Origin of the sequence: Haladaptatus sp., assembly GCF_049589095.1 — an archaeon.
Taxonomy (GTDB): Archaea; Halobacteriota; Halobacteria; order Halobacteriales; family Haladaptataceae; genus Haladaptatus.
The window spans coordinates 1-6,994 of record NZ_JBAWAC010000683.1; the positions used below are offsets into that span (position 1 = coordinate 1).

8 protein-coding genes and 1 pseudogene are annotated in these 6,994 nt (G+C 63.0%); 4 read left to right on the forward strand and 5 right to left on the reverse strand.

The genetic code is table 11. The annotated features are described in order from the left end of the window. From WBV42_RS21380 to WBV42_RS21395, 4 genes and pseudogenes are all read right to left on the reverse strand, one after another. A pseudogene (locus tag WBV42_RS21380) lies at positions 1 to 161 on the reverse strand (acyltransferase); the annotation flags it as partial. Positions 162 to 223: 62 nt separating this feature from the next. Continuing rightward, on the reverse strand, positions 224 to 523 hold the full coding sequence (locus WBV42_RS21385; protein ID WP_423987828.1) for a DUF7344 domain-containing protein: 300 nt from the start codon (positions 521 to 523) through the stop codon (positions 224 to 226). Positions 524 to 592: 69 nt separating this feature from the next. Continuing rightward, the gene (gene purD / locus WBV42_RS21390; RefSeq protein WP_423987829.1) at positions 593 to 1,882 is read right to left on the reverse strand and encodes a phosphoribosylamine--glycine ligase; all 1,290 of its coding nucleotides are present in this window, start codon (positions 1,880 to 1,882) and stop codon (positions 593 to 595) included. Positions 1,883 to 1,956: 74 nt separating this feature from the next. Next, entirely contained in the window at positions 1,957 to 2,397 is a 441-nt protein-coding gene (locus tag WBV42_RS21395) for a DUF7522 family protein (protein ID WP_423987830.1), read from the reverse strand. A 120-nt stretch (positions 2,398 to 2,517) separates the two neighbouring features. On the opposite strand from WBV42_RS21395, the gene mch reads away from it, so the two are divergent. The 4 genes from mch (at position 2,518) to WBV42_RS21415 (ending at position 5,633) form a co-directional block, all read left to right on the forward strand. Next, the gene (mch, locus tag WBV42_RS21400; protein ID WP_423987831.1) at positions 2,518 to 3,450 is read left to right on the forward strand and encodes a methenyltetrahydromethanopterin cyclohydrolase; all 933 of its coding nucleotides are present in this window, start codon (positions 2,518 to 2,520) and stop codon (positions 3,448 to 3,450) included. Then, a complete protein-coding gene (locus WBV42_RS21405; protein ID WP_423987832.1) occupies positions 3,447 to 3,935 on the forward strand; it encodes a hypothetical protein in 489 nt (162 codons plus the stop codon). The genes mch and WBV42_RS21405 overlap by 4 nt, the downstream gene beginning before the upstream one ends. Positions 3,936 to 4,096: 161 nt before the next feature. Then, positions 4,097 to 4,885 carry a potassium channel family protein gene (locus WBV42_RS21410; protein WP_423987833.1) on the forward strand — a complete coding sequence of 263 codons (789 nt, stop codon included), beginning with the start codon at positions 4,097 to 4,099 and terminating at the stop codon, positions 4,883 to 4,885. A gap of 70 nt (positions 4,886 to 4,955) precedes the next feature. Beyond that, the gene (locus WBV42_RS21415) at positions 4,956 to 5,633 is read left to right on the forward strand and encodes an HAD family hydrolase (RefSeq protein ID WP_423987834.1); all 678 of its coding nucleotides are present in this window, start codon (positions 4,956 to 4,958) and stop codon (positions 5,631 to 5,633) included. A gap of 15 nt (positions 5,634 to 5,648) precedes the next feature. Here WBV42_RS21415 and WBV42_RS21420 read toward each other — a convergent pair. Next, the coding region (locus WBV42_RS21420; RefSeq protein WP_423987835.1) for a GTPBP1 family GTP-binding protein at positions 5,649 to 6,994 on the reverse strand (1,346 nt) is incomplete at its 5' end.

Below are 6,994 nucleotides of genomic sequence, written 5' to 3' on the forward strand. Positions count from 1 at the left end.
AGTCGTAGGCTCGGGTTGATACGCACGAGCCAGATGACGATGTACTGTATCGCAACCCGAAGTGGACTCCGGACGTCCGTCCAGTACTGCAAGGAGTTCAGGCCACCGGGGGTTTCGTGGCGCGTGATTCGCTCGTGGCGCCGGGTCGTATCGTCGCTCACGCCCGCCGCTTTCGTCCGAAATAGCTTGAACCTACCTCTCCGCTGCTCCCTCGTTTCGCGCGTTACCAACTCTCCACCAGTTCGAAAAACGGTTCGAGGTCGGTGACGGCGGTGGTCGGTTCGACCATGCCGGTTTCGGGGTCGTACTCCACGATACCAATCCCTTCGAGACGCGGGAGATGAGAGTGGATCAAGCTGATTTCGATCCGTTCGGGATTGCCGCCGTTTTCCGACCCCGTCGTCTCTGCGAGTTCCGAGACGGTCGTCGCCTCGTCGTACTTCAACAGCGCAGAGAGGACGTGTCGGCGCTGGCGATTTCCGAGTACGTCGAAGATCTCGTCACACGTGAGTTGCCGTTCCATACTATTTTCATCAGGATGAACGGACTTGATTATAGGCCGACTGACGAACCGGTAGCCGGTGCGTACCGTTCAGTTACGGAGTTCCTGTACGTGGTCGATCCGGCGCTGGACGAGGTCGGCCGTCCCGATGTCGTGTCGCATGTGGAGACCCTCTTCGCCAGCGACTGAAAGCGCTTCTTCGGCGATTTCCTCGGCTTCTTCGATGGACTCTCCGAGACCGACGACGGCGAACGAGCGGGACGTCGTGGTGTAAATTCCGTCGTCGCGTTCGTCCACGCTGGCGTAGAAGAGGATGGCGTCGCCCGCGTTCTCCTCGCTGATCTTGACTTTCGCACCGGCTTCGGGATCGGTCGGATAGCCGTCAGGCACCGCATACTTGCAGACGGTCGCCTTCGACTCGAAGGTGAGTTTGGGCAGATCCTCGTCGTCGCGTGCGGCGACGAGCACGTCGAGGAAGTCCGTCGCGAGGACGGGCAGGGTGTTCATCGCCTCGGGGTCGCCGAACCGGGCGTTGAACTCGATGACCTTCACGCCGTCGGCAGTGAGCATGAACTGACCGTAGAGCACGCCGCGATAGTCGTCCAAGGCCGCGACGGTTGCCTTCAGCACGTCGACGGCCTCGTGGTAGTCCTCTTCGGACATGAACGGGAGTTCGAGACCGGCGTCGCTGTAACTGCCCATTCCGCCCGTGTTCGGCCCTTCGTCACCCTCGTAGGCGCGCTTGTGGTCCTGAATCGCGGGCGTCACGCGCAGTTGGCCGTTCGCCACGAGCGCCTGTACGGTGAACTCCTCGCCGACGAGTCGCTCTTCGAGCACCACGCGCTCGTAGTCGCTGTCCCGCAGATACTCCTTCGCTTCCTCCTCGGTCACCTGGTCGCCGATGACTTTCACACCCTTGCCGCCCGTCAGTCCGGCGGGTTTCACCGCGAGGTCGCCGTCGTACTCGTCGATGAACTCGCAGGCCGCCTCCATGTCGTCGAAGGTCTCGAAATCCGGACAGCCCGGAATATCGCGCTCCTCCATGAACCGCCGCTGGAACGCCTTGTCCGTCTCGATTCGTGCCTCGTCGGCGTGCGGACCGAAGGCGTAGATTCCGGCATCGTCCAGTGCGTCCGAAACCCCTGCGGCCAGCGGTCCCTCGGGTCCGACCACGGCGAGCGTCGCGTCGACTTCCTCCGCGTAGGAGACGACAGCCGTCGTATTCGTCGTGTCCAGCGTCTCGAAACCGTCGGCCAACCGGGCGATTCCCGGATTCCGGTTGCCTGCACAGGCGTAGAGGCTTGTGTCGCTCTCGGCCAGCGATCGGGCGATCGCGTGTTCTCGGCCGCCACCACCCACCAGCAGTACGGTGTCACTCATACCGCCACGATGTGGGCACAGCGGTGTAAAGGTTGCCGTTGGCAACCACGGAAGTATGCAAATCTGTGGTCATTTCAGTCGTTTCCATCACTCTCCTCGACGCGCTCAGCCAGTTCCGTGCGGAGCGACACCGCCACGTCCTCGAAATCCGCAATTGGGAGGCTGTCGCTCGTCAGCAGGATGCCGTGGTCGCCCACGATGACGCGACTGACGAATCCGTCCGAGAACGCGCGGATCGTTAGCTCGTACTCGCCGATATCCGGTGCGGATCCCTCCTCTTCGAGCCGCTGGTACGTCTCGTGTGTGCTGAATCCAAGCCGTTCGTTCGCCACCAAAACGGATGTACGTTCCATGGCCATCTCATGGTCCCCGCCGTACAGGTCGCTCCGAAGATACAGCAGTTCGGACGAGCTCGGCGTGAAGTGGACCACGCTCCGCAGCGTGTCCCCGACCCCCGTCCGACAGGTCACTGCGATCTCCTCCGCGAACGTCTCGTCGATGCCTGTTTCGGACATGCGAGTGATGTACGCTAGCGACACGCATGAGTCGTTGGAATGGTCGAACTCATCATGCCAACACGTCTCCGCAACGTCCGAATCCGGAATTGTTTACCGGATGACCACCAACCCGGAGGTATGGAGAGTCTCAATCGGATGGCGCTCGAACTCGTGGACGAGGCCATCGACTTCGCGGATGAGTTGAACGTCGCCGCGTACGAACTGGACAACGAGGCCACCGTGCTCGATTTCGGGGTCGAAACCGCCGGTGGAATGGAAGCCGGGCTTCTGCTCGCCGAACTCCAGACGGCCGGATTGGCGACGATACAGAGCCGGATGGGCGATGTGGCGGGCGTGCCGATACCAACCGTCGAACTCTCAACGGACCATCCCGCGATCGCCCTACTCTGCTCGCAGAAGGCCGGGTGGGAACTCGCCGTGGATGGGTTCGAAGGGCTCGGGAGCGGTCCCGCACGCGCGCTGGTCGCGGAGGAGGACGAGTACCGCCGCGTCGGCTACACTGACGCGTTCGACTTCGCCGTCCTCGCCGTCGAAGCCGACACGCCCCCGACCGAGGAAGTCGCGGAACACGTCGCCGACCTCGCCGAGGTGAACGCCAATTCCGTCTACCTCCCGACGTTCGCAACCGGGAGCATGGCCGGAAGCGTCTCGGTGGCGTCGCGGGCCGCCGAACTCGCCGTCTTCCGCCTGACGGAACTCGGCTACGATCCGCTGGCGATTCGCTCCGCGATGGGCTCCGCCCCGGTTGCGCCGATCAGCCACGACGAGGCGACGGCCATCGGGCGCACGAACGACGCGCTGGCCTACGGCGGGAAAGTCCATCTCACCGTGGAGGAGGAGTTCGACCGGTTCGACGAACTGCCGTCGACCGCGAGCGACGAGTACGGCACGCCGTTCGAGACGTTCTTCGACGACGCCGACTGGGACTTCGAGGAGATTCCGGAGAGCGTCTTCGCCCCGGCGCAGGTGACGGTGAACGTCGTGGACGGGCCGACACACGTCCTCGGGGAGACGAACGAGGACCTCCTGAAACGTAGCTTCGACCTGTGAAATTCAAACCCGTCCCCGAAGCGCCCGAGAACCTCGACTTCGTTCGGGACGTCCAGCGTGCCCTCCCGCTGGTGCCCGACGTGACGGACGACTGCTGTGCGCGGGTGATGCGACGGGCAGGGGTCGAAAACCGGGACACCGCAGGAACGTGGCTCACGTTCCTGCGGGCGCTGGAACTGGCCGAGGAGACCGAAGATGGGACGTTCGTTCGTCGTCGCCGCGAACCGGAACGGAACGAACTGGCCGAGTCGTTCCAAACCCGCGTCTACGGCGCTTCTACCGTGCTGGGTATCCTGTTCGACGAAGATCCGCTCGAAGCGGACGCCGTTTTCGAGGCGTTCAGCGAGACGGTTCCACCGTCGAGACGTGGGGGCGACTCGACGCGGGCCGAATCGGTGTGGCACAAGCGCGTCGGCAACGTGCTCGATTGGGCGGTGCTGTTGGGACTCGCGGAGCGAGCGAACGGCGGCTACGTTCGAGCGTAGTCGCGTCATTATACAGTTTAATTGCCGTTATAAAATACAATCCCAGGCATGAACAGCGTTATAGGTTTCCAAGTGGCCAAACAATCTGTGTCTAATGAATCAATCAAGCACAAATTTCGAGGAGAACTCGACTATGAGGAAATTCACAACCGACGAGTCCGATGACTTCAGTCCCCCTCCCCCTCGGTGCGTTCATTCGGAGGACCCTCGTCCGCCGACTGTTACGGCCGGTCGCGGCGTTCGTGTTCCTCGTCGTGGCGGGAGTCGTCGGGTTCAGCACGGTTCACGGCGTCGGGGTCGTGGACGCGTTGTTCTGGCTCATCGACCCGACGAGCATCGAACTCCACTTCCAAACGTACGAGGGCCCCGCGACGCTGGTCAAGGCGTACGCCATCGTGATATTCACCGGTCTCGTCGTCGTCGGACTCTGGATCGGTGAAACGTTCGTTTCGGCGGCGTTCGGCGGACAAATACACGAAGAACTACGACACATGCAAATTCAACACGAAATCGACAACCTCGAAAATCACGTCGTCATCTGCGGCTACGGAACGTTCGGAAAGACCATCGCGGCCCAACTCGACGAGTCGGGACGCGACGTGGTCGTCATCGAGACGAAGGAGACGGGGCATCGGAAAGCGATAGACGACGGTTTTCTCGCCGTCGAAGGCGATGCACGGCACGAGCAGGTACTGGCCGACGCCGGTGTGTCGCGGGCGGAGACGGTCATCGGGGCGATAGACGACTCGAACGTCAACATCCAGATCATCATCGCCACCACCCAACTCGCACCGGGAGCGAAACTCATCGTCCGCGCGGGTGACGCGACGTACGAATCGCTCGCCCGGCAGGCCGGAGCGGACGAGGTCATCATCCCCGAAGTGGTGAGCGGCGAGCAGGTGTCGATGGCCCTCTCACACCCACAAAGAGCGGAAAGACGGGTTTCGTAGCCCCGTTCACGCGGGTTCGCGAGCGGCCCGACATGGTCGCTTTTATTCACTCGCCACCTACGTATCGGGAGTGACGATCGATACCCTCCTCTTCGACTTGGACGACACCCTGCTGGAGTACGAACAGCGCTCGTGGGACGTCCTCGCGGCGTCGTTCGACCGCGTCGGCGTCGATTCGTTTTTCGACATTCCGGCGTATCACGCCCGGTACGACGAGTTCCTCGAAGCGGGGCTGAGCGTGGACGACCAGCGAGCCAACTGCTTCGCGGCGATTGCACGGGAGAACGGCTACGACGAGGATACCGGACGTGCGGTTGCGGCCGCGTTCGCCGAGATTCGAGACCACTCCCGAGTCCGATTCCTCCCCGGCGCGTCCGAAACGCTCGAAGCGCTCACGGGGGAGCACGCGCTGGGAATCGTCACGAACGGCGCGCCGGAGATGCAACGGGAGAAAATGACCGCGCTCGGTGTCGAACGATACGTGGATTCTGTCGTGTTTGCTGGCCACGACGCACCGGCGAAACCGAACCCCGAACCGTTCGAGCGTGCGCTCTCCGAACTCGATGCCACGCCCGAACGCGCCCTGCACGTCGGTAACTCGCTCGACACCGACGTTCCCGGCGCGAAAGCCGCGGGACTCGGCGCGGTGTGGGTTCCGGCCGACCCGGACGAAATGCCCGACCCGACCCCGGACTTCGCGTTCGAGACGCTGCATCCGCTCAAAGAACGACCGTGGCTGGAACCGTAGCAAAACGAAGTACCGCTATTCGACCGGATGCACGTCGGTCACGGTACCGACGCCCTTGCTTTGCCCCTCGCGGAAGACGAAGCGCTGACCCTCCTCCACGAGGTACGGACGGAACTTGAATCGAACTTTCGTCTTCCCCTTGTCACCGGGGAGGAGATGGCCGCCCTCGGGTTCGAAAACGGCGGTTTCGCTGATGGTTTCGAGATGGACGACGGGTTCGTATCCGGTGCCGATGCGGGTGGGGTGGTTGAGCACCATCACCTCGGCCTCGAACTCGCGGACGGGTTTCAGGTCCGCGTTCGCCGGGAGCAACACCATTCCGCGTTCGATTTCGGGCTCTCTGACCCCTTTCAGTGCGATACCGACGATCCGGCCCGCCTTGGCCTCGTCCACGCGGTGATAGTGCATCTCGATGGAGCGGACTTCGACGGTCCGGAAGTTCCCGTCGGCCATGGGACCGAGGAGGAGTTCGTCACCCGCCTCGACCGATCCGGAGTTGATGGTACCGCTCGCGACCGCGCCGACGCCGGTCACGCTGTAACTGCGGTCGATGTACATCTTGAACTCGCCGCTGTCGGCCGTCGTCTTCGGCAGTCGCTCGAACATCGTATCGAGCGCGTCGAGTCCTTCCATCGTGACCGCGCTGGTCATCAGGATCGGGACGACGTTCTCGTTTACCTCCTCGATGGCGACGTCGACGCCGTGTCGTTCGACGCGGAGCGGTACCTTCCCCACTTCGCGGAGGAGTTGTTCGACTTCGGCCTCGACCTCCGTCGATCGCTCCTCGCTCACGGCGTCGATCTTCGTGATGGCGACGATGGTTGGAAGTTCGGTCGCCAGCAGGATGCCGAGATGTTCGCGTGTCGTCTTCGTCGGGCCGTCGTCGGCCGCGACGGTCAACAGGCCGTAGTCGAGTTTCTGGCCGACGAGGCCGCGAATCGTAGTCCGAAGCCACGGTTCGTGGCCGACGGTGTCCACGAAGGAGACGAGACGGTCGCTCTCCTCGACCACACGAGCACGGTCGGTTTTCCGATGCGGGTTGTCCATGCGAACCGGCCCGTCGTCATCGTCGAAGCCGTACACTGCATAGGAGAGGTCCGCACTGAGGCCGCGCTGTACCTCGTGCGGTTGGACGTCGAGGTAACCGCGCGTCTCGCCCTCGCCGTCGTCGGCTTGACCGGTGACGAGACTCCCGACGAGCGTGCTCTTCCCGTGGTCCACGTGGCCCGCCGTACCGACGACGATGTGTTCGCTGTCGATGTCGAGGACGGCACCTTCGCGGATGGTGGCGACGCCGACCAGTCCGCCGTTCCCGTTTCGCGTCGAAGCGCGAATGCTGGTCTCGTCGGCGTCGATACCCC

Excerpts from the sequence above, each read along its gene's own strand:
- WBV42_RS21385 (WP_423987828.1), bottom strand. The coding sequence starts at position 523 with ATGGAACGGCAACTCACGTGTGACGAGATCTTCGACGTACTCGGAAAT.
- purD (WP_423987829.1), bottom strand. The coding sequence starts at position 1,882 with ATGAGTGACACCGTACTGCTGGTGGGTGGTGGCGGCCGAGAACACGCG.
- WBV42_RS21395 (WP_423987830.1), bottom strand. The coding sequence starts at position 2,397 with ATGTCCGAAACAGGCATCGACGAGACGTTCGCGGAGGAGATCGCAGTG.
- mch (WP_423987831.1), top strand. The coding sequence starts at position 2,518 with ATGGAGAGTCTCAATCGGATGGCGCTCGAACTCGTGGACGAGGCCATC.
- WBV42_RS21410 (WP_423987833.1), top strand. The coding sequence starts at position 4,097 with ATGACTTCAGTCCCCCTCCCCCTCGGTGCGTTCATTCGGAGGACCCTC.